Source organism: Streptomyces sp. NPDC059256 (assembly GCF_042753785.1).
Classification (GTDB): Bacteria; Actinomycetota; Actinomycetes; order Streptomycetales; family Streptomycetaceae; genus Streptomyces.
Map to the genome: position 1 here is coordinate 151,876 of NZ_JBHYZO010000003.1, position 24,355 is coordinate 176,230.

Genomic DNA, 24,355 nt, shown 5'->3' on the forward strand with positions numbered 1-24,355 from the left:
CGGAAAACCTGAGGTCGGGGCGGTCTTGGTAGATCGACTGCATCAAGCCGTTTTGGGCATGACGAAGGCCCCCTCGCATGATCGCGAGGGGGCCTTCGTGAAGCGTGCGCCGCCAGGGACTCGAACCCCGGACCCGCTGATTAAGAGTCAGCTGCTCTAACCAACTGAGCTAGCGGCGCGTGCTGACGGCCCAACTCTACCGGACCGCGGAGGGTGCATCGGACGTTTTCGGACCGGCTGCTTCCGGTCGGCGGGCATTAGTGGTCGACTCCGGCCTGTCGGATGGTCGTTTTTTACCTTTTGCACCTCAAGATAGGAGAAGTCCGGGCCGGCGGAGTGCGGTTCTCCCACACCGTTCGGCCCCTGAGAACGATCTCCACGGAGTGCGGAGGGGACGCGGATGACGGTGCCGGTGTTCGAGGAGTACGAGCCTGCTCCCGACTGCGACTGTCCGGGATGCGTAGGGCAACGACGAACGCTCGCGGCCGGTGGCCATCCCGCGGCCCACGGGTGCCGACGCGCCCTGGTGCTGTTCACCGCCGCGGGCGTGGTGCTCGGCGGCCCCGGGGTCGCGGGAGCCGCACAGAGCCCCGAGCCGCCCGAACCCACCGGGCGCGGTCGGACCGCCGTCGACTCCGATCACGAACAGGGCCGAAGGGGGCCGCTGTACGGCGGGCCGCTCGCGGGGCCGGCGGGCGTTCCCGCCGCGCCGCTGCCGCAGACCACCCGGGCGGACATCATCAACCGGGCCAAGAAGTGGGTCACGGCGAAGGTCCCGTACAGCATGGCAGCCTACTGGTCGGACGGGTACCGCCAGGACTGCTCGGGCTATGTCTCGATGGCGTGGAACCTGGCGCGCAACGAGTGGACCGGCTCCCTCGCCCAGTACGGCATCAAGATCACCCGTGAGGAGCTCCAACCCGGCGACATCCTGCTCTTCCACAATCCCGCGAACCCCACCAACGGCTCCCACGTCACGATCTTCGGCGGCTGGACCGACGGCACCCACACCTCCTACGTGGCCTACGAGCAGGCCAAGCCCCACACCCGCAAGCAGTCCACGCCCATGGCGTACTGGAACAACTCCGACCAGTACATCCCCTACCGCTACCGAGGCGTGGCCACCGCGACCTCCGGAGCGGTCCCCGCCGATGCCTACCCCGGCGCCGGTTCCTTCGGTCCCGGCGCGGAGAACGCCTACGTCACCCGGCTCGGCGAGATGCTCATCGCCCGGGGCGGCAAGCGGTTCTACCAGGAGGGGCCGGGACCGCGCTGGGGAGAGGCCGACCGCAAGGCCACCGAGGCGTTCCAGTTGGCCCAGGGGTGGACGAGCGCCGAGGCCGACGGTCTGCCCGGGCCCGACACCTGGGAACTCCTGGTCACCGGCACGGGCAAGGACATCCCCGCGGCAGAGTCCGCGGCGCCCGCACCTGCGGCGGGCCCCGGCGGTGTCAGCGCGGCGATCCCCCCGTACCCCGGACCCGGGTACTTCCGGCCCGGCCAGTCGAGCGAGCACGTCACCCGGCTCGGTCGTCGACTGGTCGAACGCGGCTACGGCCGCCACTACACCTCAGGACCCGGGCCGCGGTGGGGCGAGGCGGACCGGCGCAACGTGGAGGCGTTCCAGCGCGCCCAGGGCTGGCGGGGTGCGGCAGCGGACGGCTATCCGGGGCGCGAGACCTGGCGCCGGCTCTTCGCACCCACCCCATGACGGAGCTCTGACGACTCCCGGCCCCGGGCGGTCGTCAGCACTCCGAGCGGGGCGGACAGCGGCCCCGCACCGGACCGGGGCTCTTTTGGCGGTGGGGGTACGCGACGAAACAGCGGAGGCAGCGGCAGTCATGACCACCACGACATCGGAGCCGGAAGGCGACGGACCACCCCCCGGTACGGCCCGGCACACCCCGGTCATCGCCCAGGAGGCGACCACCGAGATCCCGGTGCACCTGCTCTTCCGCGACGACGCCACCGGTGATGACTCGGGGCCCGAGGACTTCACGCACGGCTGGTCCCCGCCGATCGCACTGCGGCCCGCCGTGGTCGCACGACGGCTCGGCACCGGGGAACAGCCGAGGATCGCCCGCCCACCGGTGTCACCCGCACCTTCGGGACGCCCTGGTCCACCCGAGGACCCGACCCTCTTCGAACGGCCGGCCGCGGTGCTCTCCGGCTGGACGGGTGTGGTCGCGGGCCTGTGCGCGCTCGCGGGGATCGGCGCGGTCCTCTGGGGGGCCGGGGCGATCCCCGCACGGCTGATCGCGCTGCTCGGGCTGCCCGTGTACCCCTACCGGGGGCTGAGCATCGATCTGTGGTGCCTGTTGACGCTCGGGGTGGTCATCGCCCTCTTCGCGCTCGGCGGCATCGGGCGAGGACAGGTGGGCCACGCCTGGGTGCTGACCCTCTTCGGCGAGTACCGGGGGAGCGTGCGGCGCACGGGGCTGCTGTGGATGAGCCCGCTGGTGCTGCGCCGTCGGATCGAGGTCCGACTGCGGCACTGGCGCAGTGAACCGATGCCGGCCGTGGATGCGGAAGGCGCACCTCTGCTCGTGGTGGTGCAGGTGGTGTGGCGGGTGCGCGACACAGCCCGGGCGGTGCTGGGTGTCGAGGACCACGAGGAGTATCTGAGCGAACAGGTGGAGGCGGCGATGGCCCGGGTCGTCTCGCAACTTCCCGCCGATGCCTTCACGGACCCGGTCCGGGGGGCCGCTGCCGCTCCGATGGCCGTCGGCCGCACGTTGCGTGACGCCGAGTCGGTGGGCGGGACACTGACGCGGATGCTCCAAGCGGAATGTTCCGCGGTGGGCATCGAGGTGTTCTCCGCACAACCGGTGGCCATCGAATATGCGCCAGAGATCGCTGCCGCGATGCGACGGCACCGGATCGCCGCGCTCGACGCCAGACACCGCGACACGGTGCTCACCTCCGTGGTGGACGCGGTGGAGGAAACCGTGCGGCGACTGACCTCACGTGGGCTTGTGGAGTTGGACGAGTATGAGCGCAAGGCGTTGGTGAAAGATCTGACGGTCGCGTTCTATGCCCATCGTGCGGCAGAAACTGAGAGATAGTTTTGGTCTGGACATGATGAAGTTCGGTCAATACATTGGGTGTTGGTCTAGACCTAAAAGAAGCGCGGAAGGGGCGCTTCCGAACTACATCGCACAGACGTAGTCAACAACACGCACGCGTGCAAGCAAGGCTCACGAACTCCCCCACGTTCTCTGGAGCGAAGCATGCGCAATAGGTTTACCGCCGCCGCCATAGGTCTGTTGGTCCTGGGCGGCACCGTGGTCGCAACCGGCAGTGCAAGCAGCCACGGCTACACCGACTCCCCGGTGACCAGCCGTCAGAAGCACTGTGCCAACCGGACCGTGTCCAACTGCGGCAACATCCAGTGGGAGCCGCAGAGTGTCGAGGGCCTCAAGGGGTTCCCGTCCGCCGGTCCCGCCGACGGTCTGATCTGCGCCGGAGGCAACGGCCAGTTCTCCCAGCTCGATGACCCGCGTGGTGGCGCATGGCCGGCCACCAAGGTGAACTCGGGCTCCAACCAGACCTTCACCTGGCGGTTCACCGCCCGGCACCGCACCACCGACTTCAAGTACTTCATCACCAAGCAGGGTTGGAACTCCAGCCAGAAGCTGACCAGGGCGGCGCTTGAGTCGCAGCCGTTCCTGACCGTTCCCTACGGTGGCAAGCAGCCTCCGGAGAGCCTGTCGCACTCCGGCAACCTGCCGTCGCGCTCGGGCAAGCACGTGGTGCTGGCGGTGTGGACCGTGCACGACACCCCCAACGCCTTCTACGCCTGCTCGGACGTCCAGTTCTGACGTTCCACCGCTGACGCACGATCGGTCACCCGGCACCACCGGCCCCTCGGGTACACCTAGCCCATGGAGCACGGGGAGCGCCGACCGGATGCCGTTACGGGTGTGGAGGACCTGAGCCGGGTCCTCCACACCCTGCACGGCGGTCGGTGCAGCCGCCCGGGCACTGCTCCCCGTGGTCTCCTGCCACGGGGAGCACCGGCATGTCCTGGGTCGGTCGCCCGTGATCGTTTCAGTGCGGACCCTGTGATCGTTTCAGGGAAAGCAACGAGGACGCTCCGGAAACCGGAACGCCCTCGATGATCAATGTGCGCCGCCAGGGACTCGAACCCCGGACCCGCTGATTAAGAGTCAGCTGCTCTAACCAACTGAGCTAGCGGCGCCTGACGACATAAATAATACCTGCTCCAGCGGGGTGCTCCGACACATTTCCCGTGGCCGCCTTCACGGTCGGCACGCGCCCCCGGGGACCGGGGGAAACGCCTCTGGAGCTGGTGGGGACCCTGTGTCGGACGCGGCCTAGAGCACGAGCGACAGCACGACCGGCGCCGCCCTGCGGTTCAGGGTGTCCGCTGCCGAGCGCAGCCGATGGGCGTGCTCGATCGGCAGCGAGAGCGCGAGGCAGCCCACCGTCGATCCGGCCGTCAGGGGCACCGCGGCACAGACCGTGCCCACCGCGTACTCCTGGAGGTCCAGGATCGGGACGGTCGCCGGCTGGCTGTCCAGTTTGGAGAAGAGGAGGCTCTCGCTGGTGATCGTCCGGGAGGTGAACCGGGTGATCTTGTGGCGGGCCAGGTGTTCGCGACGGCCGTCGCCGTCCAGCTGGGTCAGCAGGCACTTGCCGATGGCGCTGGCATGGGCCGCGTACCGGAAGTCCACGTACTCGTTGACCCGGGGCGTGTAGGGGCCGTCCGCGTACTGGGTGATCTTGACTTCGCCGTCGATGTATCTGCTGATGTAGACGGCGGCGCCCACCGAGTCCCGGATCTCCGTCAGGGTGTCCTGGAGTTTGGCCTCCAGCGCCTGCTGGCGGGCGGCACCGGAGCCCAGCAGTACCAGGGAGTCGCCGATCACATAGGTCCCGCTGCCGTCGGCGGCCCGTTCCACATAGCCTTCGCGGCGCAGCATCTCCAGCAGGGGCGCGAGGTGCCCGGTGGGTAGTCCCGTCTCCCGGGCGATCTGGGTGTCGGTCACCCCGCCTGCGTGTCGGGAGACCGTCTCCAGCACTCGAAGGACGTACTGCACCGAGTGGAACGGCGCGGTCGGCTCAGGCTTCAGCGCCACGGTCTCCCCCTACCAGTTCGTCACCGCAAGGTCCTCTACCACACGATAGCGGTCAAGGGGCTCTTGAGGGACGGCTGTTGGCGAGAATACCCGGGCAGGGGACCCCTCCGAACAGGGGAGCATCTCTCAGGCATATGCCATGGTCATGGGCCAGCTGGCGATTCCTACCTCACAGCACGGCGCTGAGGAACTCCTTCGTACGCTTGTTCTCCGGGTCGTTGAACATCTTGTCGGGGTGGCCGAACTCGATGACCTTCCCCTGGTCGAACATCATCACGCAGTCCGAGACGTCCCGGGCGAAGCCCATCTCATGGGTCACGCAGAGCATCGTCACATCGGTGGTGTGCGCGATGTCCCTCAGCAGATCCAGTACGCCCGCGACCAACTCGGGGTCGAGCGCGGACGTCACCTCGTCCAGCAGCAGCACCTTGGGGCGCATGGCCAGTGCCCGGGCGATCGCCACCCGCTGTTGCTGCCCACCGGACAGTTGACTCGGATAGGCGTCGCAGCGGTCCCCGAGTCCCACCAGTTCGAGCAGCTCACGACCCCGCTCGTGCGCCTCGTCCCGGGAGAGCCCGAGCACGTGCATCGGCGCCTCGGTCACATTCCGCAACACCTTCATGTTGGGGAAGAGATTGAACTGCTGGAACACCATCCCGATGTTCTTGCGGACCTCGCGGACGTGCTTCTCGCCCGCCGGCACGAGTCGGCCGTTCTTCTCCTCGTGGTTCAGGTACTCGCCGCCGACCGTGATCGTCCCCTCGTCCGGCTTCAGCAGGGTCATCAACAGCCGCAGGATCGTGGTCTTGCCCGAGCCCGACGGGCCGATCAAGGTCACGTGCTTCTTCGGGAAGACCCGGAAGTCCAGATTGTCCAGTACGACGTTGTCACCGAACCGCTTCGTGACGTGGTCGAACCGGATCAACACCTCCTGTGTCACCTCTGCGGCGGCCGGCTTCTGCGACGCCGGGGTCTTCGGGTCGGTGGCGCTGGTGGGGCTGGTGGGGCTGGGCGGGTCGGTCGGACCGGTCGGGGAAAGAGTGCTGTCAGCGGACAAGACGACGCTCCAGTGCTCGCATAAGGACGGATGCCGGATAGGCGATGAGGATGAAGGCGATGCCAACGACCGTGAACGCCTCCACCGTCAGGAAGGTCTCGGACGCGAACTGGCGCGCCTGTCCGAGCATCTCCATCACTCCGATCACGAAGATCATCGGAGTGTCCTTCAGCATCGCGATGACGTAGTTGCCGAGGGCCGGGGCGACCCGGCGGATCGCCTGCGGCAGGATCACCGAACCCCAGGTGCGGCGCCGTGACAGATTGAGGGCGGTCGCCGCCTCCCACTGCCCCTTGGGGACGCCGTCGATTCCGGCCCGGTAGACCTCGGCGGTGTAGGTCGAGTAGTGCAGACCGAGACCGATGACACCCGTCACCATGGCCGAGAGGGTCAGACCCCACTCCGGCAGCACGTAGTAGAGGAAGAACAGCTGCACCAGCAGCGGTGTGTTGCGGACGAACTCGGTGACCGCGGCCACCGGCCAGCGGACCACCGCCGGACCCGAGCGCTGTGCCACCGCCCACACCAGGCCGAGCGCGAAGGCCAGCAGCGCGCCCAGCACCAGGGCCTGGAGCGTGACCAGCAGCCCTTCGAAGAAACGCGGCAGGAAGTCGTCGACCGCGGACCAGTCCCACTCCATCAGCTCTCACCTCCGACCGCGACCCGCTCCCGGCGACGTAGCGGGAAGGCACGCGCGGGCTGTTTCTGCCCGATACCGGCCTTCGCCCGGCGTTCCAGCACCCGCATGCCGCGGGTGAGGACGAAGGCGAGCACGAAGTACATGAGCAGGATCACCGTGTAGACGGGGGCGCTCTGACCCGTCGCGTTGCGCACCAGCGAGGCGCCGAACGCGATGTCGGCGACTCCCATGATCGAGACCAGCGCGGTTCCCTTCAGCAACTCGACCAGCAGATTGTTGAAGGGCGGAATCATCTCCGGCCATGCCTGCGGCAGCACCACCTTGCGCAGTTGCTGCGCCGGGGTGAAGCTCAGCGCGATCCCGGCCTCCCGCTGGCCCTGGGCGACGGCGGCCACCGCACCCCGCACCACCTCGGAGCCGTACGCCCCGTACGTCAGCCCCAGCGACAGCACCGCGGCCCACATGGGCACCAGCTGCCAGCCGAAGCCCAACGGCAGGACGAAGAAGATCCAGAACATCAGGATCAGGGCCGAGGTGCCGCGGAAGATCTCGAAGTAGGTGCCGGCGACGAAGCGCACGATCCACAACCGGTGGGCGCGGGCCAGACCGACCGTGAAGGCCACGGCCGCGGCGAGCGCGGCGCTGTAGACGGTGAGCTGGACGGTGATCCACACACCCTTGAGGAGGAGTTCCCACAAACCCGGGCTTATTTCGCTCATGGCTTGCACTTCTCCTTGGCGGTGATGGTGGTCATCTGGTCCTTCGTGAATCCGAAGGGCCGCATGATCTCCAGCAGTTCACCGGTTCGCTTGAGCTTGTGCAGTTCGCGGTTGAACGCGTCGCGCAGCGCCGTCTCCGGCGTGCGGAAGGCGAACCCGCCCACGTCGATCACGGGCTTGCCGTCCATGATCGGAGTGACCTCCTCGGTCGCCTCCACCTTGGCGCTCCGGGTCTCCTTGACAACGTTGCGCACGGTCACTGCGGTGCCGATGAAGACATCCACCCGTCCCTGCTCCACGGCGAGCAGCCCCGCCAACTGGTCCGGCAGGGTGGTGACCTTTTTGATTCCGGCCTCTTTGGCGTATTCGATCTGGGCATAGCCCACACCGGTCGCCATGGACGCCCCGGATTCGGCGATGTCCTCATACGTCCGCAGGTTCTTCGGATTGCCCTTCCGTACGAGGAAGGCGTCGAGCATCTGGTACTCGGGGTCGGCGAAGATGACCTGCTCACAGCGGGCCGGATTGATGTACATACCGGCGGCGACCGTGTCGAACTGGAGTGAGTTCAACCCGGTGATCAGCGAACCGAACTCGGTCGGGAAGGGCTGGACGTCCTCGACACCGAGTTCGCGGAAGATGCGTTTGGCGATGGCCGGCGCGGCGCCGGTCATCTTGCCGTCCTTGCCGATGTAGCTGAAGGGCTGCTCGCCCGCGAGTCCGAGGCGTACGGAGCCCTTGGCGCGCAGTTGTTCCAGCAACCGACCGCCGTCCCCCGCGTCGGCGGTCGCCACCCGGCTGCATCCGCTGGTCACGCCGACGGCACCGGCAGCGCCGAGGGCCACGGCCCCCGCGAGCAGTGATCGCCTGGCGAACCCTCGGGGCGGGGACGTGCTGTGTCTCGTTCTCTCCTGTCGTGGAGCCATGGGTGCGCGGCTACCCCGATGTCGTGTGGGCATGCGGATGAATTCCGGTCGCTTTGTCGAAGCTCCCACCAGGCGGTGGTGCGTCTGCTCCCGCCGGGCGGTGGGAACGGTCGGCTGCTGTTGGTGCGGTTCTCGGACGCTTCGAACCCGCTCCGAAGTGGTACCCGACAACCTGGACGGCCCGCACGGGACCGAAAACGAAACCCGAAGGAAGGTTCTCCATGACCACGGTCGGACTACTGATCCCCGGACATTCCGCCGAGGAGGACTACCCCCGGCTGGAGGTGCTGCTCGACAGCGACATCAGGATGCCCGCCGTCCACACCGGGACGGCCGAGCCGTCGGAGGAGAACATCGCGGAGCTACGGCTCGGGGGTGCCGAGTCCGTGCTGTGGGCGAGCACCAGGGGTAGCTTCGGCCGCGGCTGGGAGGGGGCCCACCAGCAGATCCGCGATCTGGCCCGGGCCGGGGGACTGCCCGCGTCGAGCACCTCCCTCGGCTTCGTCAACGCGGTGCGGAAGCTGGGCGCCACCCGGGTCGCCGTCGCAGCCACCTATCCGCAGGACGACACGGACCGCTTCACCGAGTTCCTCCGGGCGGCGGGCGTCGAGGTGACCGCCGCCCATGCGGGTGGTGCGACCGCCGCGGAGGTGGCGGGCTGGGGAGAGGCCGAGGTGCTGGCCCTGGCCCGGGCCGGTGACGACCCCCGGGCGGAGGTGGTGCTGTTGCCGGACACCGCCCTGCACACGGTGGCGCACCTGCCCGAACTGGAGGAGGTGCTGGGCAAGCCGGTGCTGACGGCGACCCAGGTGACGGTCTGGGAAGGGCTGCGGCTCGCGGATCGCAGGACCTGGGCGTTGAAGGTGGGGCGACTCTTCGCCCAGGACGGCCGGGAGTCGGACGCCTGAGGTCGTCACTCGTCATCCGGCGGCGGGTCGATCTGCGTGCGCATCCCACGGGAAGACGTGCCCATCACCAGGGAATGGGCGGGAGTAAAGCGGAGCCATCCTCCTGTTCTCGCATGCTGTACGTTGCCTCATGCTCAGGAGGACAGACCCCGTGGGACGACCTGACGACCTGACGCCGGGACACCCGGCGGAGGCTCCCGGTGACCCCGTTCGCGCCCCTGCGCGCGGCACCGCGCCCGTACCGCTCTCCGTGCTCGACCTGGTCACCGTGGGAGCGGGCAGCACCGCCGCCGATTCGCTGCGGACCAGCGTGCGGCTGGCCCAGCTCGCCGAAGCGAGCGGCTACCACCGCCACTGGGTGGCCGAACACCATTCCATGCCCGGTGTCGCCTCCTCGTCTCCCGCGGTCATCCTGGCGCACCTCGCCGCACACACCCGTCGCATCAGGCTGGGTTCGGGCGGGGTCATGCTCCCCAATCACGCGCCGTTGGTGATCGCCGAACAGTTCGGCACCCTGGAGGCCCTGGCGCCCGGCCGGGTGGACCTCGGGCTCGGCCGGGCCCCGGGTACGGACGGCGGCACGGCCGCGGCGCTGCGCCGCGGCCGTGCGGGGGAGCGCGGGGGCGAGGGCGCCGAGGACTTCCCCCAGCAACTGGCCGAGTTGACCCGCTTCCTGGACGACGACTTCCCCGACGATCATCCCTACGGCCGCATCCACGCGGTTCCGGGGCCGGTGCAAGGGCCGGTGGCCCGCCCGCCGATCTGGCTGCTCGGCTCCTCGGGCTTCAGTGCGCGGTTGGCCGGGGTGCTCGGATTGCCGTTCGCCTTCGCCCATCACTTCTCGGCGCAGAACACGGTTCCGGCGCTGGACCTCTACCGCGAGTCGTTCCGCCCGTCCGCGGTGCTGTCCTCGCCGTACGCGTTGATCGGGGTCTCCGTGCTGGCGGCCGACGAGGAGCGGGAGGCACGTCGTCAGGTGCTGACGGGGGCGCTGTCGATGCTGCGGCTGCGGACCGGCAACCCCGGGCTGATTCCCACGCCCGACCAGGCGCAGGGGTACGCGTTCACGCCGCTGGAGCGTGAGTTCACGGACGGCTGGCTGTCCAACGTTGTCCATGGCACGCCGGACGCGGTCCGGGCGGGCCTCGATGCCCTCCAGAAGCGCACCGGCGCTGATGAGTTGATGCTGACGGCCAACGTCCACGGCGGAGAGCAGCGGCTCCGTTCGTACGAACTGATCGCCTCCGTCTACGAGTTGGCTGGTCAGACGTCTGCGGAAGTGGTTCAGAACTGAACCGTCTTTATGCTTGCTTCAAAGCACGCTTAACCGGTCCTTAAACCCCTTGTCAGTAACATGGCAAGGGGTTTTTCTTGATCTCGCACGGCTCTGACGAGCGGTTTTTCGTTGAGATTGGTCTAGTCCTCGTTTGGTCGAGACCATTGACGCGGGCATGGCTGAATCGCTATCTCTTTGCCAGCACCATCGATCGATCCCCCCACTACCGGAGGCTGTTCGTGCTCTCCCGTAAACCCTTGATCGCGGCCTTGACGACTGCGGCGGTTGCCGCAGGCGTCGCGGCGGGCTTTGCCGTTAACGGCACGGCCAACGCGACCGCTCCTGCCTCCGCCGCCCCCACCGGTGGAGTCAAGATCGCGTACTACGACCAGTGGAGCGTGTACGGCAACGCCTTCTTCCCCAAGCACCTGGACACCCGGGGTATTGCGAGCAAGTTGGACATCATCAACTACTCGTTCGGCAACATCCACCCCACCGACCACACGTGCTTTATGGCGAACAAGGCGGCGGGCGACGACAACAACCCCAACGCCGGTGACGGCGCGGGCGACTCCTTCGCGGACTACACCAAGACCTTCGGCGCCGCCGACAGCGTCGACGGTGTCGCCGACCGTTGGGACCAGCCCATCGCGGGTGCCTTCAACCAGTTCAAGGAGCTGAAGGCGAAGTACCCGCACCTGAAGCTCAACATCTCGCTCGGCGGCTGGACGTACTCCAAGTACTTCCACGACGCGGCCAAGACCGACGCCAGCCGCAAGAAGCTCGTGACATCCTGCATCAACCAGTACATCAAGGGTGACCTGCCGGTCTCCGAAGGCTTCGGAGGCCCGGGCACCGCGGCCGGGATCTTCGACGGCATCGACATCGACTGGGAGTACCCCGGGACGAACACCGGCCACCTCGGCAACAACTACGGACCCGAAGACAAGGCCAACTTCACCCTGCTGCTCGCCGAGTTCCGCAAGCAGCTGGACGCACACGGCGCGGCGAACGGCGGCAAGAAGTACCTGCTGACCGCCGCCATGCCGGCCGGCCAGGACAAGATCAAGCACATCGAGACGGACAAGGTGGGCGCGTACCTCGACTACGCGAACATCATGACGTACGACATGCACGGCTCCTGGGCGGGCAACGGCCCGACGTACCACCAGTCGCCGCTGACCTCGCCGGCGTCCGACCCGACCGACCCGATCGCGCCGGGCACCCAGAAGTACTCGATCAAGAACACAGTCGACGCCTGGCTCGACGGCAACCCGGCCTACGGCATCGCGGGCGGCTTCCCGGCCAACAAGCTCACCCTCGGGTACGAGCTGTACTACCGCGGCTGGAAGGGTGTTCCCGCCGGTACCAAGAACGGCCTCGGCCAGACCGCGACCGGTGGTAGCGCTCCTCGTCCGCTGAGCCAGCAGGCGGGCATCGCGCAGTACAAGGAACTGGCCGGCATCGTCGACAACCCGGCGACGACCTTCTGGGACGCCGAGGCGCAGTCCGCGTACTTCTACAAGGACGGCGAGTTCTTCACCGGGCTCGACAAGCGGACCATCCAGGCCCGTGCCGACTACGGCCGCAGCCGTGGCCTCGGCGGCTCGATGCTCTACTCGCTCCTCGGTCTCGACGTGAACACCACGCTCCTGAACGACATCGTCGCCGCGGTCGGGGCAACCCCCCACAGCCCGAACCCCGGCACCCCGTCCCCCTCGGCCCCGGTGACGAACAGCCCCTCGCCGGGCACCCCGTCCCCGTCGCTGCCGGGAGGCACCTGCTCGGCCACCGCGTGGAGCGCGGGCAGCACGTACAACGCCGGCTCGCTCGTCTCGCACAAGGGCCGGACCTGGAAGGCCGGTTGGTGGAACCAGGGCGAAGAGCCCGGCACCACCGGTGAGTGGGGCGTCTGGCGCGATCAGGGCGCCTGCTGAACCCACTGAATGCGTCCCACGGCTCGCACGGGGACCGTCGAACCAACCGCTCAACAACTGAACAGGGCTGAAGAGCCGAGGAACATCGGATCTGTCCCCCCACACCGCAGATCCGACACCGGACCGCTCTGAGTCCCCCCACAACACCGCCCCCGCCCGGAGGTTCGCCTCCGGCCGGGGGCGGTTTCCATGGACCGCTCCACTGTTCCCACTGCTCTGGCGGGCCGCACCGGACGGGGCCAGGCGGAGAGTACGCACCGGACGGGTTAGGCGGAGAGTGCGCACTGGGCCAGGTGGAGAGTGCGCACCAGGCGGGGTCAGGCGGAGAGCGGATCGACGCCGATCATCTGCCCGATGCGGTCCGCCGACACCGCCCGTGAGTACAGCCAGCCCTGGCCGAGATCACAACCGATCTTGCGGAGCCGGGACGCCTGGCCCGAGGTCTCCACGCACTCCGCGGTGACCGTCAGCCCCAGCCGGTGTGCCAGTTGGGCGAGCGCTTCCACGATCATCTCGTCCGCCGGATTGGGATGGGCCTCGTCCTGGAAGCCCCGGACGAACGCCCCGTCCAGCTTGAGCGCCGACACCGGCAACCGGCTGAGGTAGGCGAGGTTCGAGTACCCGGTGCCGAAGTCGTCGATGGCGATCTGCACGCCCATGTCGCTCAAAGCCTGGAGGGCCTGGAGCGGGCGACCGGCGGAACCCATCACCGCGGACTCCGTCAACTCCAACTGCAACAGTTCCGGAGCCAGCCCGGTCTCGGCCAGGATCTCCGCGACATCGGCCACCAGGTCCGAGTCCCAGACCTGGCGCACGGCGACGTTGACGCTCACGAACAGCGGATCGGCCTCCGGGTGGTCGCACTGCCACTGCCGCGCCTGGCGACAGGCGGTACGCAGGACCCAGCGCCCCAACTGCACGATGGAGCCGTCCTCCTCCGCGATGCCGATGAACCGATTCGGCGCCAGCATGCCGAATTGCGGGTGGTTCCAGCGCACCAGCGCCTCCACCCCTCGGGTGACCCCGTCCGAGAGCCCCACCAGGGGTTGGTACTCCAAGGTGAATTCGCCCCGCTCCACCGCGGGCCGCAGCGTGGACGACAGGGCCTGCCTGGTCACCTGATGGGCGTTGCGTTCGGGGTCGAAGAGGGTCCAGCGGGCCTTCCCGTCGGCCTTCGCCCAGTAGAGGGTGGTGTCCGCTGCCTGCATCAGACCGGTGGCCGTGGTCCCGGTGACGGAACGCTCCACCACCCCGATCGACGCCGACACCGACAACCGCTGACCGTCGAGGTCGAAGGGCTGTTGAAGGGCGAGCAGCACCGACTGGGCGAGCTCGCCCAACTGCTCCGTACCGAGGGAGTCCTCGACCAGCACGGCGAACTCGTCGCCCCCGAGCCGGGCCACTAGATGGCCCCCGCCGTGGGTGTAGCCGTCGTTCTCCACGCATTCGGTGAGCCGGCCGGCAACCGCTGCGAGCAGTCGGTCCCCGACCCGGTGCCCCAGCGTGTCGTTGACCGCCTTGAAACCGTCCAGGTCGAGGTAGCACAGTCCGATGCGGCCCGTGCAGCCGTCGTCGTACGCCGATGAGTCGAGTGCCGCCGTCAATCGCTCGAAGAACAGCGTCCGGTTGGGCAGCCGGGTCACCGCGTCGTGCATCTGGAGGTGCCGCAACCGGGCCCGCAGTTCGCGGCGGTCACTGATATCCGCGACCGACAACAGCAGTCGACGACTCCGCTCGACCGGCGCGAGGGTGATCTCCGCCCACAGCGTGCCCCCATCGGGGTGCTTGAGCCGTCGTGTGCAGCGGAAGCGGGAGCGCCGGCCGTGCAGGACCTCGCGGTAGGCGTGCCGGATGCGGCGGTCGGCCGAGAGCTTGACGAGGTCGTCCGCGGCCCGTCCGATCAGCACGCCGGCCGCGGTGCCGAAGAGTGCGGCGAGGGCGGGATTGGCACAGCGGATCAGCCCGCTGCGGTCGACGAGGGCTAGGGCGAGCGGTGCCGTCTCGAACGCGGCCTGGTACTCGCGCAGTTCGGCGAGGGGCGGCGCGGAGGGGGAGAATACGTGACCCTCCGTGATCTTCTGCTCCGTTTGGTCGGGGGCCGCAGCTCCCTTTCGCCCTGTTCCTTCGGAGGTTCCGCTCACCGCTCACTCCCGCAGTGCAGTTGTGTCGTCCAGGGGCGTACAGATGTGGTCGGGAAGACCGACCAACAGGTCGATGAAGGTCGAAATGGTGCTCAGGCTTGGGAAAAGAGATCGGGAAAGTCTGCCGATCATAGGGGCTGCCCCCAGGGCCGTTCCAGCTCCCCCACGGGGTCGAGCACCCTTCGGAGTGCGCGCCCGATCGTTTCTGCACGGCTCTGTACGGGGCCTGATCCATAGCTGATCAAATGTGACGTTCCGTGATCTCTCATTGCGGTGAACCCCGCTACGCGTGGCTTGACCGTCTCCAGCCCTCCTCCAGACCGTGGCGAACCACGGCCGACCCCGTACCGGGCTGGTCACCCGAGTGGGGCAGCGGAACAGGGCGTACGCCGGCAAACACCGCCAAGGTGGTTGAGGTGTCTCCCATTTCCGTGGTCGGAGGTCTACGTGGAGGGTCAGCAGTCACCCGCGGGAACACCCGGGGGAGTGGAAGGCGACCGTCCGCGTGGCGTGGCGAAGGGTGGGGCCCTCTACGGCGGACGCTTCCGACGGCTCGCCGACACCCGGTTCGGGACCCTTCCGGGGGGCAGATGTGGCCGACCGGGCGGGGACGTCGAACGCTTCGACCCCGGAGATGCGCCCGGAGCCTTCGACGGCGGCGCGGACCAGGGTTCGCCCGGGGGCGGCCCCCCCGACCACGACGGACCCGGCGATACGGGAGGCGGTTCGGGAGGCGGCCCCGGTGGCATGGGAGGCGGCTCCGGTGGCACGGGAGGCGGCCGGCCCCGCGGCGGCGACGGAGGAGAACGCGGCCGGCTGCGCAGCGCGGCAGCGGCCCTCACCTCCCTGATGGCGCTCGCCGCCACCTCGCTGGTCGCCGGACCCGCCGTCGCCAAGACCTCGTCCGCCTCCTGCGCCCTGCCGCGCACGGGCGCCCACCACTCGCTGGGCCTCGACACCTGGAACTCCGCCTACCCCCGACCCACCGGTGTCCTCGACGCGGTGATGGTCTTCCTCTCCTTCCCCGATGCCTCGCCCCAGTACGCGCCGTCCGAACTCGCCGCCGACCACTTCCCCACCACCGGCGACTTCTTCAAGCGCGCGTCCTACGGGCAGTTCTCGCTCCGCACCGAACCCCAGCGCACCTGGGTGCGGATGCCCAAGCCCTCGACCGCCTACGGAGTGAACCGGGACTGGGAGCCCGACAAACGGAACACCTATCTACGGGACGCCCTTGCGGCAGCGGACTCCACGGTCGACTTCTCCCGTTACGACGTCGTCTATCTGGTGGCCGACCCCGAGGCGCCAGGGGTCGACTCCGACGCCACCAAGGTGGTCAACCTCGACCGGCCGCTGCGTGCCGACGACAGCCGGATCAGACGCGTCGTCACCGTCTTCGAGCGTCACCCACCCGACCGCAATGTGCTCGCCCATGAGACGGGACACGTCTTCGACCTCCCCGACCTCTACCACCGCCCCACCGACGGCAAGGGCGACTGGGACACCCACGTCGGGGACTGGGACGTCATGGGCAGCCAGTTCGGCATGGCCCCCGACCTCTTCGGCTGGCACAAGTGGAAGCTCGGCTGGCTACCGGGACGCGCCGTGCGCTGCATCACCCGCCCCGAACTGATCACCCTGGAGCCGATCGCCGCACCGGCTCCCGGCGGAAGCCTCGGCACCCGGCTCGCGGTGGTGCGCACCGGACCGGACACCGCCCTGGCCATCGAGGCCCGCGGCGCCGTGGGCAACGACCGGACCTTGTGCACCGAAGGAGTGCTGCTCTACCGCGTCCGGGCGGACACGGTCTCCGGGGGCGGACCCATCGAGGTCGTGGACGCCCACCCGAACAGCGAGGCGTGCTGGGACCGGTCCGTCTACCCGGAACTGGCCGATGCGCCGCTGGGTGTGGGGGAGACCTTCACCGTGCCGGGAGAGCGCACGCGGGTGGAGGTGGCGGACCGCTCGGCGTCCGGAGCCTGGACCGTCAAGATCACCACGGGGTAGCCGGGATCAGTCATGGCATTTCCCGCGATGGACACGGCCCCCGCGATGGACATAGGCCCCGTGGCGGACACGGCCCCGCGGTGGAGACAGGCCCCGCGGCCGACACAAGAGAAAAGCCCCTCGCGATCGCGAGAGGCTTTTCGTGTCTGTGCGCCGCCAGGGACTCGAACCCCGGACCCGCTGATTAAGAGTCAGCTGCTCTAACCAACTGAGCTAGCGGCGCCTGCTGACGTCGTAGACCTTAGCACCCTGATCGGGGTGGGGAAAAATCGACATCCGGCCGCCGGTCGTGGCCGCCGTGCGAGCCGCCCGCACACAGGCCCACAGCACCACCTCGGGGCCGGGCAGCCAGGGATGCCGGCTGTTCGGGGCGATCAGCCAGCGCGATCCGCAGGCCGCTCGGACGCTCGGTGCCGGCGGCGGAACTGTCACCGCGTCCCCCGGTCCGTGGCAGAACAGCGGCGGCACCCGGTCACCCCATTCCTCCCAGCCCAGCAGCGCCGGCAGCCGGGCGGCCGTACCGGGCGCGGCGAAGATCAACGCCCGCCCGCGATGCATGGCCACCGGCCCGGAACCCGGCCCCTCCTCGCACAGCCGGGCGAGCATCCGGCGACCGAAGACGGCGGGCACGTTGACGACGTCGAACACCCCGCCGCACGGCAGCACGGCCGGCGCAGCCGGGCGCGTCTCCCATAGATCGAGCGTGTCACGCGGATCGGGCCCCGCAGAGGCGAGCCAACCCGCACCGGGGTCGACGCTGCCGGCGGGGTCGTCCATCGGGGCGGGTAAGGGGTCGGGTCGGTACTCGCCGATCGGACTGGTCGAAGCGGCAGAGGGGTTCTGGGTCTCGGGAAGCGATGCGCACATGACTCCATGTCTACCGGGGGTGACGATCCGCTTCCGAAGGGTTGCTGAAAATGGAGACAGAGTCACGCCGGAGGGCGTATCTTTCGCCCGGGCATATGCCGGACTGACCCGTCAGGACTACCGGAACTCCCGCCAGGACCACACGAGAACTACTGCGGCGAACCATCCCGCAGTAGTCCCTGCCCGAATTCGATCATCTTGCGCGCATAGTCCGCGGTCCAGCCCGCACGATCGGCGATCTCCTCCGCGGTCAGCCGATCGAACCTGCGCGGATCGGCCAGCTGAGCTGCGCCGAGGGCCTGGAACTCAACGGCGCGATCCGCTGCGGCCCGAAAGGCCAGAGCCAACTCGGTGGAGCGGGAGAGCAGCTCCCGGGGGTCCTCGATCGATTCCAGATCGAAGAAGTGCTCGGGGTCGGCGGCAGCCTCCGACGGCTCGAACAACAACGGCGCGGGCCGCGGCTTGCGCGCACGCTGATGAGACTCCGCTTCCGGCATCTGCTGCTCCCTCCTCACCCGGGACCCTCCCGGCACACTGTGGACCGCCCCCCATTGTCCAGACGCCCGCAAGGGCGCGCGAGGTACGCGTTTCGGCCCGGAGCCCTCGTATCGCACCGTGGTCGGGGCCTGCACCGGGCAGTCGGCGGCCCCGCCACCCGTCACCCCGGGCGGACAGGCGTCAGGACTCCAGGTGGGACACGTCGTTCCAGTGGTTCAGGGCCGGCTCCCCGTAGGCCCACCCCAGGACCGACAGCGACGCCGGGTCCAGCTTCACGTGCGCCGCGAACGAGGGCTCAAGGGAGAGCCACCGGGCCACCAGCACCCGAAGGATGTGCCCGTGTGCGAACACCAGTACGTCCCGGTCCGCCGACTTGGCCCAGTCGATGACCTCGTCAGCCCGGGCACCCACCTCGGCCAGCGTCTCGCCCGCGGGCACACCTTCGCGCCAGATCAGCCAGTCCGGCCCGGCGACCTCCTTGATCTGGGCGGGGGTCATTCCCTCGTACTGCCCGTAGTCCCACTCCATCAGCGCGTCCCACTCGCTCGCACGCTCTCCAAAACCGGCCAGCTCACAGGTCTCCGCGGCACGCGACAGCGGACTTGTACGGACCTCCACGTCCGGCAATCCCGACCAGGGGGAGCGTGCCAGCCGGTCGCCGAGCAGGGTCGCCCCTCGCTTGCCCTCTTCGATGAGGGGGATGTCGGTCCTGCCGGTATGCCTGCCGAGCAGGGACCATTCGGTCTGGCCATGCCGGACGAACAGGATGCGCGGTGCCATGTCGAGGCTCTCCCTGAGGTTCACGGAGGATGGCCCTCCATCATCACTCAGCCCGGTCCGGTCACTGCGCAGGGCACCCTCCACAGCGACTTCAAGCCAGCTCCGGCCTTCCCCCAAGGCGCAACCCCAAGGCGCGCCCGCGCGTCCTCCTAGGGTCGGGACCCAGGCGGGGCCCACTGACGGAACCCCACCCCTTACGCCGTACGGTTGACTGGTGGCCGTCGACCACTGCACACCATGGGGGGAAACGCTCGGATGCCGTACGCCGTGTCTCGACACCGGCCACGCTGGTGGACTGAATTGTTCCTGCTCGCCGTCATCTACGCGGCCTACTCTGCCGGACGGCTCCTGGCCCGCGGGGACGTGAACACCGCCGTCGACCACGGTCTGGCAATACTCCGGGCCGAGAAGGCACTCTTCCTCGACGCCGAGACCCCGCTGAACCGGCTCTTCACCGATGTCCCGGCCATCGGCATACCGTCCGACTTCATCTACGCGTCACTGCACTACCTCGTCACCCCCGCCATCCTGATCTGGCTCTTCCGCCGCCGCCCCGCCCGCTACCGGGCGGCCCGCACCTGGCTGATGCTCTCCACCCTCCTCGGACTCGTCGGCTTCACCCTGGTCCCCACCTGCCCGCCCCGGCTCCTCGACGCCAGCCACGGATTCGTCGACACGATGGCCCAGTACAGCTCGTACGGCTGGTGGGGCGCCGAAGCCAGCGCACCGCGCGGACTCGGTGGACTCACCAACCAGTACGCCGCCATGCCGAGCCTCCATGTCGGCTGGGCCCTGTGGTGCGGAGTGCTCCTGTGGCGCCACGGCAAGACCCCGCTGATGAAGACACTCGCCGTCGCCTACCCCCTGATCACCACCATCGTGGTGATGGGCACCGCCAACCACTACTTCCTCGACGCCGTCGCCGGCGCCGCCGTGATGGGGGTCGGCGCCCTGCTCACCCGGCCCGCGATCCGTCTCGCCGACCGGGTACGGCAGCGCTTCACCCGACAGCCGGTCACCGCCGTAACCACCGTGAACTCCCCCGTTGTCGGTGCCGGATGCCAGACTGCGCCGGGTGAGCGAATCCCTGGACAGCGGAACCCCTCCGCCGACGCCGACGACAGCACTGCGGCAGCGGCTCGCTGAGTTGCGCGGCCCCGCCGTGCGCCCCCGCCCGTTGGACGCCCGGGCCCTCGCCGCCCTCGCGGCCAACCCCGGGTGCAAGCGGCGGGCACTGCTGGACGGCGCCGGAGTGGACAAGGGCGCGCTCGCAACGGCACTGCACTCGCCCATGGCATCCGGACAGTCACAGTTCGCCTTCATGCGGGGCAACGCCTTCGAAGCCAGGGTGAAATCGGACGGCGGCGCCGAATTGATGCGGCTGCTGGGAGTGGCCGAGCCGACCGGATTCCAGGTCCCCGATCTGGCGGCGGCCGGCCCCGAAGGCAGAGCCGCCCGCACCGCGCTCGCCCTGCGGGCGGCCACCGCCGACGCCACCTGGACACTCCTGGACCACCCCCTGCTCGTCCTGGACGTCGCCGGATCACCCGTCTACCTGGAGCCCGACGCCGTCGTCGTCCACCCCGACGGCCGGTGGAGCGTCGTCGAGATCAAGTCCTTCCCGATGATCGACGCCTCCGCCGACGCGGCGAAGGTCGGCGCCGCCGCCCGCCAGGCCGCCGTCTACGTCCTCGCCCTGGAGAAGGTCGCAGCCCGCACCGAGGGCGCGCAGGTGGCACAGAACGTACTGCTCGTCTGCCCCAAGGACTTCTCCAACCTCCCGACCGCATCCGTCGTCGACGTGCGCAAGCAACTGTCGGTCACCCGCCGGCAACTCTCCCGACTGACCCGCATCGAAGAGATCACCGCCCTCCTCCCCGCAGGGGCCACCTTCGACCTGGAGCGCCCCACCGAGGAGCTGACGGCGACCGTGGCAGCGGTGCCCGCCGCCTACGCCCCGGACTGCCTCGCCGCCTGTGAACTCGCCTTCCACTGTCGAGGCTCCGCCCGCGCGGAAGGAGCCGTCACCGCCCTCGGTCGCTCGCTACGTGGTGAACTCGGCGGATTGGCCACCGGCAGCGCCGTACTGGCCGCCGCCCGCGGAGAGGCCGGAGACCCGGCCGACCCCGCCGTCGCCGCCCTGCGCCGTGCCGCCGCCCTCCGTGCGTCCGCACTGGAGGCCGCGGGATGTCGTTGATCACCACCCTGGCCCGACTGGAGGCCGCCGAATCGGGCCGGGCCAGCCCCCTGGCGACCGTCCGCCACCGGCATGTGTCCGCACACCCGCTGGTACTGGTACCCCTGACCACCGCGGGAGAGGCAGGGGCGCCCCTCGGCGCACTCATCGGCACCGATCGCCACGAACCCCGACTCCTGACCGTGGCACAACCCCGCGACCGAGAACTACGGTTCGCCTTCCTCGCCGAACTCGCCGACGCGGTACTGCCCTACCTGGAGACGTACGGCGACGATGTCGAACTCATCGAGCGCAACGCCACCGACGCCGAGACCGGCAAACGCGTCAAGGAACAGGCCGAGCTGTGCGCGGACGCACCCCAGCTGATCGTCCCAGGACGGGCCGGCATCGACTTCGTCCGTCTCCTCGGACGATCCATGCGCTTTCGCCGCACCGTGGAACAGGATCCCGACGCCGCCTACCCCGCACCGCCGCACGTTCCCCTGCTCGGCCGCTGGCTCACCCACTACGGCGAACGCGCCAGGGTGCCCGGCTCCTCGCTCCTCCTCGCGGCGACCGACCTCCTCAACCGGCACTGGGCCACCGGACAGTCCTCGCTGGAGGACCAGCACCTCGGTGCGCTCCTCGCCTGGATCGACCCGCCCGACGGCGATTCCGGGGCCGAAGCAGCACTACGGGCCGAATCAGGGCGGGACGAGCGCGGACAACTGCTGTGCCCACCCGCAGGACCGGCCACCGACCCCGCCTTCGACAACCGGCTGCTCGCGCCCGCCGTCGAGGCGTACGACCGGGTGCGCCAACGCTTCCACGCCGCCCAGGATGGCGACGAACAGGACTCCTGGATGGCACAACTGGCCCTCGCCGAGCGCCAGATTCGGCAACTCCTCCTCAGCCAGATGGAACCGACCTGGCAGTCCGTGTGGCGCGCCGTCGACCTGGCGCGCGAACTGCCGCCCGGAGCCCGGGTCGAGGACCGCTGGACCCGTGACCGCTGGTCGTTCACCGCTCACCGCGACCGGGTCAGGGCGGGGGAGCCACCCCAACCGCGCCGCGACGACGCGGTCACCGCCGCCCGTAAACTCGCCGCCCGGGAAAGCGCCCAAGCCCAACTCGACGCCCAGGAAGCCCTGGACGATCCGCTGGTGCTGGCAGGGCGCAGACTGACGGGCGAGGCGTTCGTCGGCGAAGTGTCCGAAGTGGTGATGGCCTGGTCCGAATCCAAGCGGCCCGCCCCCCGGCCCCTACTCACCCTGCGCACGGACGACCGGCCCCATCTGGCCGAACGCGCCAAGGTCTACCGGTCGCTGGAGGGAAAACCCCAGTCGGCCGAGTTCGTACGGTACGAACCGGACGGCTCCCTCGTGCTCCGGCTCACCGACCGCATGGGCCGCGCAAAGGACCCGGCTCCGGGCACCGTCCCCGAGAAGGGCGAATGGATCGCCTGGACCCTGTTCGAGCACGACCAGCGGGGCGGGCCCAAACTGCCCGACCCCGAGGAAACGCCCTGGACCCACGGCGGCCCGCCCGGCACCGATGCCGAAGCCCCCGACCCCATCACTCCGGAGGACCTGCTGTGACCGTCTTCGACCCGGCGGCCGAAGCGACCAAGGCAACCGACGCCATCCTGTACGACACGCTCAACGGCACCCACCGCGGAGTGGTCGTGGACTCCCCGCCCGGGGCCGGAAAGTCGACACTCGTCGTCCGGGCGGCCCGGGAACTCGCAGCCGCCGGGCGGCCGTTGATGGTCATCGCCCAAACCAACGCCCAGGTCGACGACCTGGTCCTCCGGCTGGCCGAGAAGGACCCGGATCTTCCCGTGGGCAGGCTCCACAGCAATGACCCCGACCCCTATGACAAGGCCCTGGACAGCCTGGAGAACGTCCGCAAGTCAGCCAAGGCCACCGACCTCGCCGGACTGGAGGTGGTGATCTCCACGGCGGCGAAGTGGGCCCACGTCCAAGGCGTCGAACCGTGGCGGCACGCCATCGTGGATGAGGCATACCAGATGCGCTCCGACGCCCTGCTCGCCGTCGCCGGCCTCTTCGAACGCGCCCTCTTCGTCGGCGACCCGGGCCAGCTTGACCCCTTCTCCATCGTGGGTGCCGACCAGTGGGCCGGGCTGTCGTACGACCCCTCAGCCAGTGCGGTGTCCACACTGCTCGCGCACAATCCGGAACTGCCCCAGCACCGACTGCCCGTGTCCTGGAGGCTCCCGGCTTCCGCCGCCCCGCTCGTGTCCCGCGCGTTCTACCCGTACACCCCCTTCCGCAGTGGTACGGGCCCGGCCGACCGACGGCTCCCCTTCGGAGTTGCCGGCGACGGCTCGGCACACGACCGAGTGATCGACGAAGCGGCCGAATCCGGATGGGGCCTGCTGGAACTACCGGCCCGGCACACCCCGCGCACCGACCCCGAAGCGGTACGCGCGGTGGCGCGGGTCGTTCGCAGACTGCTGGATCGAGGCGGCGCGGCCACCAGCACGGCGGGGGCGCCCACCACCCCGGTGACCGCTGACCGCGTCGCGGTGGGCACGGCTCACCGCGACCAGGCCGCGGCAGTGCGATCCGCCCTCGCCGAACTGGGAGTGACGGACGTGACCGTGGACACCGCGAACCGGCTCCAGGGCCGCGAGTTCGACGTGACGGTGATCCTCCACCCGCTCTCCGGCCGCCCCGACGCAACCGCCTTCCACCTGGAAACGGGCCGCCTCTGCGTCCTGACCTCACGACACCGGCACGCCTGCATCGTGGTCTGCCGCGCAGGAGTGGCGGACCTCCTGGACGAGCACCCCTCCACCGAGCCGGTGCAGTTGGGAGTGACGGTGAAGTTCCCAGACGGCTGGGAGGCGAACCACGCGGTGCTGTCGCGCTTGGCGGAGCACAGGGTGAGTGGGTAGGGAGGTGCTGGGTTGTGGTGAGGCCCGCCTCTGGGTTTCCGCCCTGGGGGGCGGGGGGGTCCGTCCTCGCCGGACAGGCTGAGCTGGGGCCAGAGCTGCGGGGCCTAGCTGTTTCCGGGTGGGCCCGCGCCTAGGTTTCCACCCTGGGGGGTGGAGGGTTCCGTCCTCAAGCGCCGGACGGGCTGAGGTGGGGCCGGAAGCTGCGGGGCCTAGCTGTTTCCGGGTGAGGCCCACGCGTGGGTTTCCGCCCTGGGGGGTGGAGGGTTCCGTCCTCGCCGGACGGGCTGAACTTGGTCCGGGGCTGCGGGGCCTAGCTTGTCCGGGTGAGGCCCACGCCTGGTTTCCGCCTTGGGGGGCGGGGGGTTCCGTCCTCAAGCGCCGGACGGGCTGGGGTGGGGCGG

At 69.3% G+C, this 24,355-nt stretch carries 20 protein-coding genes and 3 tRNA genes; 11 read left to right on the forward strand and 12 right to left on the reverse strand.

Features of this window, described 5'->3' with window-relative positions:
- Positions 1-105 precede the first annotated feature (105 nt).
- Positions 106-179 (reverse strand) — tRNA-Lys (locus tag ACFXJL_RS08730).
- 221 nt (positions 180-400) lie between these two features.
- Here ACFXJL_RS08730 and ACFXJL_RS08735 point away from each other — a divergent pair.
- From ACFXJL_RS08735 to ACFXJL_RS08745, 3 genes are all read left to right on the forward strand, one after another.
- Positions 401-1,711, forward strand: coding sequence for a peptidoglycan-binding protein (locus tag ACFXJL_RS08735; protein ID WP_384690527.1), 1,311 nt, complete (start codon positions 401-403; stop codon positions 1,709-1,711).
- Between the two features lie 130 nt (positions 1,712-1,841).
- Complete coding sequence (locus ACFXJL_RS08740; RefSeq protein WP_384690530.1) at positions 1,842-3,065, forward strand: SPFH domain-containing protein; 1,224 nt, start codon at positions 1,842-1,844, stop codon at positions 3,063-3,065.
- A gap of 165 nt (positions 3,066-3,230) precedes the next feature.
- Positions 3,231-3,821, forward strand: coding sequence for a lytic polysaccharide monooxygenase (locus ACFXJL_RS08745; protein ID WP_358877445.1), 591 nt, complete (start codon positions 3,231-3,233; stop codon positions 3,819-3,821).
- A 306-nt stretch (positions 3,822-4,127) separates the two neighbouring features.
- On the opposite strand, the gene ACFXJL_RS08750 is transcribed toward ACFXJL_RS08745, so the two are convergent.
- The 6 genes from ACFXJL_RS08750 to ehuB all read right to left on the reverse strand — a co-directional run bounded on the left by ACFXJL_RS08750 (position 4,128) and on the right by ehuB (position 8,444).
- Positions 4,128-4,201 (reverse strand) — tRNA-Lys (locus ACFXJL_RS08750).
- 136 nt (positions 4,202-4,337) lie between these two features.
- Entirely contained in the window at positions 4,338-5,102 is a 765-nt protein-coding gene (locus ACFXJL_RS08755; protein ID WP_358877446.1) for an IclR family transcriptional regulator C-terminal domain-containing protein, read from the reverse strand.
- Positions 5,103-5,271: 169 nt separating this feature from the next.
- Positions 5,272-6,042, reverse strand: coding sequence for an ectoine/hydroxyectoine ABC transporter ATP-binding protein EhuA (gene ehuA / locus ACFXJL_RS08760; protein ID WP_358877564.1), 771 nt, complete (start codon positions 6,040-6,042; stop codon positions 5,272-5,274).
- 106 nt (positions 6,043-6,148) lie between these two features.
- Positions 6,149-6,799 (reverse strand): ectoine/hydroxyectoine ABC transporter permease subunit EhuD, encoded by a 651-nt coding sequence (ehuD, locus tag ACFXJL_RS08765; RefSeq protein WP_329019427.1) that lies wholly within the window; start codon positions 6,797-6,799, stop codon positions 6,149-6,151.
- Positions 6,799-7,518, reverse strand: a complete 720-nt coding sequence (gene ehuC, locus ACFXJL_RS08770; RefSeq protein WP_384690534.1) for an ectoine/hydroxyectoine ABC transporter permease subunit EhuC — start codon at positions 7,516-7,518, stop codon at positions 6,799-6,801. Before ehuC ends, ehuD begins: the two co-directional genes overlap by 1 nt.
- A complete protein-coding gene (ehuB, locus tag ACFXJL_RS08775) occupies positions 7,515-8,444 on the reverse strand; it encodes an ectoine/hydroxyectoine ABC transporter substrate-binding protein EhuB (protein ID WP_358877449.1) in 930 nt (309 codons plus the stop codon). Before ehuB ends, ehuC begins: the two co-directional genes overlap by 4 nt.
- A 221-nt stretch (positions 8,445-8,665) precedes the next feature.
- On the opposite strand from ehuB, the gene ACFXJL_RS08780 reads away from it, so the two are divergent.
- The 3 genes from ACFXJL_RS08780 to ACFXJL_RS08790 all read left to right on the forward strand — a co-directional run bounded on the left by ACFXJL_RS08780 (position 8,666) and on the right by ACFXJL_RS08790 (position 12,565).
- Positions 8,666-9,352 (forward strand): decarboxylase, encoded by a 687-nt coding sequence (locus tag ACFXJL_RS08780; RefSeq protein ID WP_384690537.1) that lies wholly within the window; start codon positions 8,666-8,668, stop codon positions 9,350-9,352.
- Positions 9,353-9,482: 130 nt separating this feature from the next.
- Positions 9,483-10,646, forward strand: coding sequence for an LLM class flavin-dependent oxidoreductase (locus tag ACFXJL_RS08785; protein WP_358877451.1), 1,164 nt, complete (start codon positions 9,483-9,485; stop codon positions 10,644-10,646).
- Positions 10,647-10,867: 221 nt separating this feature from the next.
- Positions 10,868-12,565: a glycosyl hydrolase family 18 protein gene (locus ACFXJL_RS08790; RefSeq protein WP_358877452.1), complete on the forward strand. Its 1,698-nt coding sequence runs from the start codon at positions 10,868-10,870 to the stop codon at positions 12,563-12,565.
- A gap of 317 nt (positions 12,566-12,882) precedes the next feature.
- Here ACFXJL_RS08790 and ACFXJL_RS08795 read toward each other — a convergent pair whose 3' ends face one another.
- Entirely contained in the window at positions 12,883-14,706 is a 1,824-nt protein-coding gene (locus ACFXJL_RS08795) for a putative bifunctional diguanylate cyclase/phosphodiesterase (RefSeq protein ID WP_384690540.1), read from the reverse strand.
- 747 nt (positions 14,707-15,453) lie between these two features.
- On the opposite strand from ACFXJL_RS08795, the gene ACFXJL_RS08800 reads away from it, so the two are divergent.
- The gene (locus ACFXJL_RS08800) at positions 15,454-16,713 is read left to right on the forward strand and encodes a M6 family metalloprotease domain-containing protein (RefSeq protein ID WP_384691342.1); all 1,260 of its coding nucleotides are present in this window, start codon (positions 15,454-15,456) and stop codon (positions 16,711-16,713) included.
- 149 nt (positions 16,714-16,862) lie between these two features.
- Here ACFXJL_RS08800 and ACFXJL_RS08805 read toward each other — a convergent pair.
- From ACFXJL_RS08805 to ACFXJL_RS08820, 4 genes are all read right to left on the reverse strand, one after another.
- Positions 16,863-16,936: transfer RNA gene (locus ACFXJL_RS08805), tRNA-Lys, on the reverse strand.
- On the reverse strand, positions 16,927-17,580 hold the full coding sequence (locus tag ACFXJL_RS08810; RefSeq protein ID WP_384690543.1) for a bifunctional DNA primase/polymerase: 654 nt from the start codon (positions 17,578-17,580) through the stop codon (positions 16,927-16,929). The genes ACFXJL_RS08805 and ACFXJL_RS08810 overlap by 10 nt, the downstream gene beginning before the upstream one ends.
- Before the next feature lie 149 nt (positions 17,581-17,729).
- A complete protein-coding gene (locus ACFXJL_RS08815) occupies positions 17,730-18,077 on the reverse strand; it encodes a hypothetical protein (protein ID WP_358877454.1) in 348 nt (115 codons plus the stop codon).
- Between the two features lie 181 nt (positions 18,078-18,258).
- Positions 18,259-18,858, reverse strand: coding sequence for a histidine phosphatase family protein (locus ACFXJL_RS08820; RefSeq protein ID WP_384691345.1), 600 nt, complete (start codon positions 18,856-18,858; stop codon positions 18,259-18,261).
- A gap of 255 nt (positions 18,859-19,113) precedes the next feature.
- On the opposite strand from ACFXJL_RS08820, the gene ACFXJL_RS08825 reads away from it, so the two are divergent.
- The 4 genes from ACFXJL_RS08825 to ACFXJL_RS08840 are packed head-to-tail and all read left to right on the forward strand — an operon-like array spanning position 19,114 to position 23,954.
- A complete protein-coding gene (locus tag ACFXJL_RS08825; RefSeq protein WP_384690547.1) occupies positions 19,114-20,004 on the forward strand; it encodes a phosphatase PAP2 family protein in 891 nt (296 codons plus the stop codon).
- Positions 19,934-21,055, forward strand: coding sequence for a hypothetical protein (locus ACFXJL_RS08830; RefSeq protein WP_358877456.1), 1,122 nt, complete (start codon positions 19,934-19,936; stop codon positions 21,053-21,055). The genes ACFXJL_RS08825 and ACFXJL_RS08830 overlap by 71 nt, the downstream gene beginning before the upstream one ends.
- Positions 21,046-22,632 carry a hypothetical protein gene (locus ACFXJL_RS08835; protein WP_384690550.1) on the forward strand — a complete coding sequence of 529 codons (1,587 nt, stop codon included), beginning with the start codon at positions 21,046-21,048 and terminating at the stop codon, positions 22,630-22,632. Before ACFXJL_RS08830 ends, ACFXJL_RS08835 begins: the two co-directional genes overlap by 10 nt.
- On the forward strand, positions 22,629-23,954 hold the full coding sequence (locus ACFXJL_RS08840; protein ID WP_384690553.1) for an AAA domain-containing protein: 1,326 nt from the start codon (positions 22,629-22,631) through the stop codon (positions 23,952-23,954). The genes ACFXJL_RS08835 and ACFXJL_RS08840 overlap by 4 nt, the downstream gene beginning before the upstream one ends.
- Positions 23,955-24,355: the final 401 nt, after the last annotated feature.

Excerpts from the sequence above, each read along its gene's own strand:
- ACFXJL_RS08735 (WP_384690527.1), top strand. The coding sequence starts at position 401 with ATGACGGTGCCGGTGTTCGAGGAGTACGAGCCTGCTCCCGACTGCGAC.
- ACFXJL_RS08740 (WP_384690530.1), top strand. The coding sequence starts at position 1,842 with ATGACCACCACGACATCGGAGCCGGAAGGCGACGGACCACCCCCCGGT.
- ACFXJL_RS08745 (WP_358877445.1), top strand. The coding sequence starts at position 3,231 with ATGCGCAATAGGTTTACCGCCGCCGCCATAGGTCTGTTGGTCCTGGGC.
- ehuD (WP_329019427.1), bottom strand. The coding sequence starts at position 6,799 with ATGGAGTGGGACTGGTCCGCGGTCGACGACTTCCTGCCGCGTTTCTTC.
- ehuC (WP_384690534.1), bottom strand. The coding sequence starts at position 7,518 with ATGAGCGAAATAAGCCCGGGTTTGTGGGAACTCCTCCTCAAGGGTGTG.
- ehuB (WP_358877449.1), bottom strand. The coding sequence starts at position 8,444 with ATGGCTCCACGACAGGAGAGAACGAGACACAGCACGTCCCCGCCCCGA.
- ACFXJL_RS08780 (WP_384690537.1), top strand. The coding sequence starts at position 8,666 with ATGACCACGGTCGGACTACTGATCCCCGGACATTCCGCCGAGGAGGAC.
- ACFXJL_RS08785 (WP_358877451.1), top strand. The coding sequence starts at position 9,483 with ATGCTCAGGAGGACAGACCCCGTGGGACGACCTGACGACCTGACGCCG.
- ACFXJL_RS08800 (WP_384691342.1), top strand. The coding sequence starts at position 15,454 with ATGGGAGGCGGCTCCGGTGGCACGGGAGGCGGCCGGCCCCGCGGCGGC.
- ACFXJL_RS08810 (WP_384690543.1), bottom strand. The coding sequence starts at position 17,580 with ATGTGCGCATCGCTTCCCGAGACCCAGAACCCCTCTGCCGCTTCGACC.
- ACFXJL_RS08815 (WP_358877454.1), bottom strand. The coding sequence starts at position 18,077 with ATGCCGGAAGCGGAGTCTCATCAGCGTGCGCGCAAGCCGCGGCCCGCG.
- ACFXJL_RS08820 (WP_384691345.1), bottom strand. The coding sequence starts at position 18,858 with ATGGCACCGCGCATCCTGTTCGTCCGGCATGGCCAGACCGAATGGTCC.
- ACFXJL_RS08825 (WP_384690547.1), top strand. The coding sequence starts at position 19,114 with ATGCCGTACGCCGTGTCTCGACACCGGCCACGCTGGTGGACTGAATTG.
- ACFXJL_RS08835 (WP_384690550.1), top strand. The coding sequence starts at position 21,046 with ATGTCGTTGATCACCACCCTGGCCCGACTGGAGGCCGCCGAATCGGGC.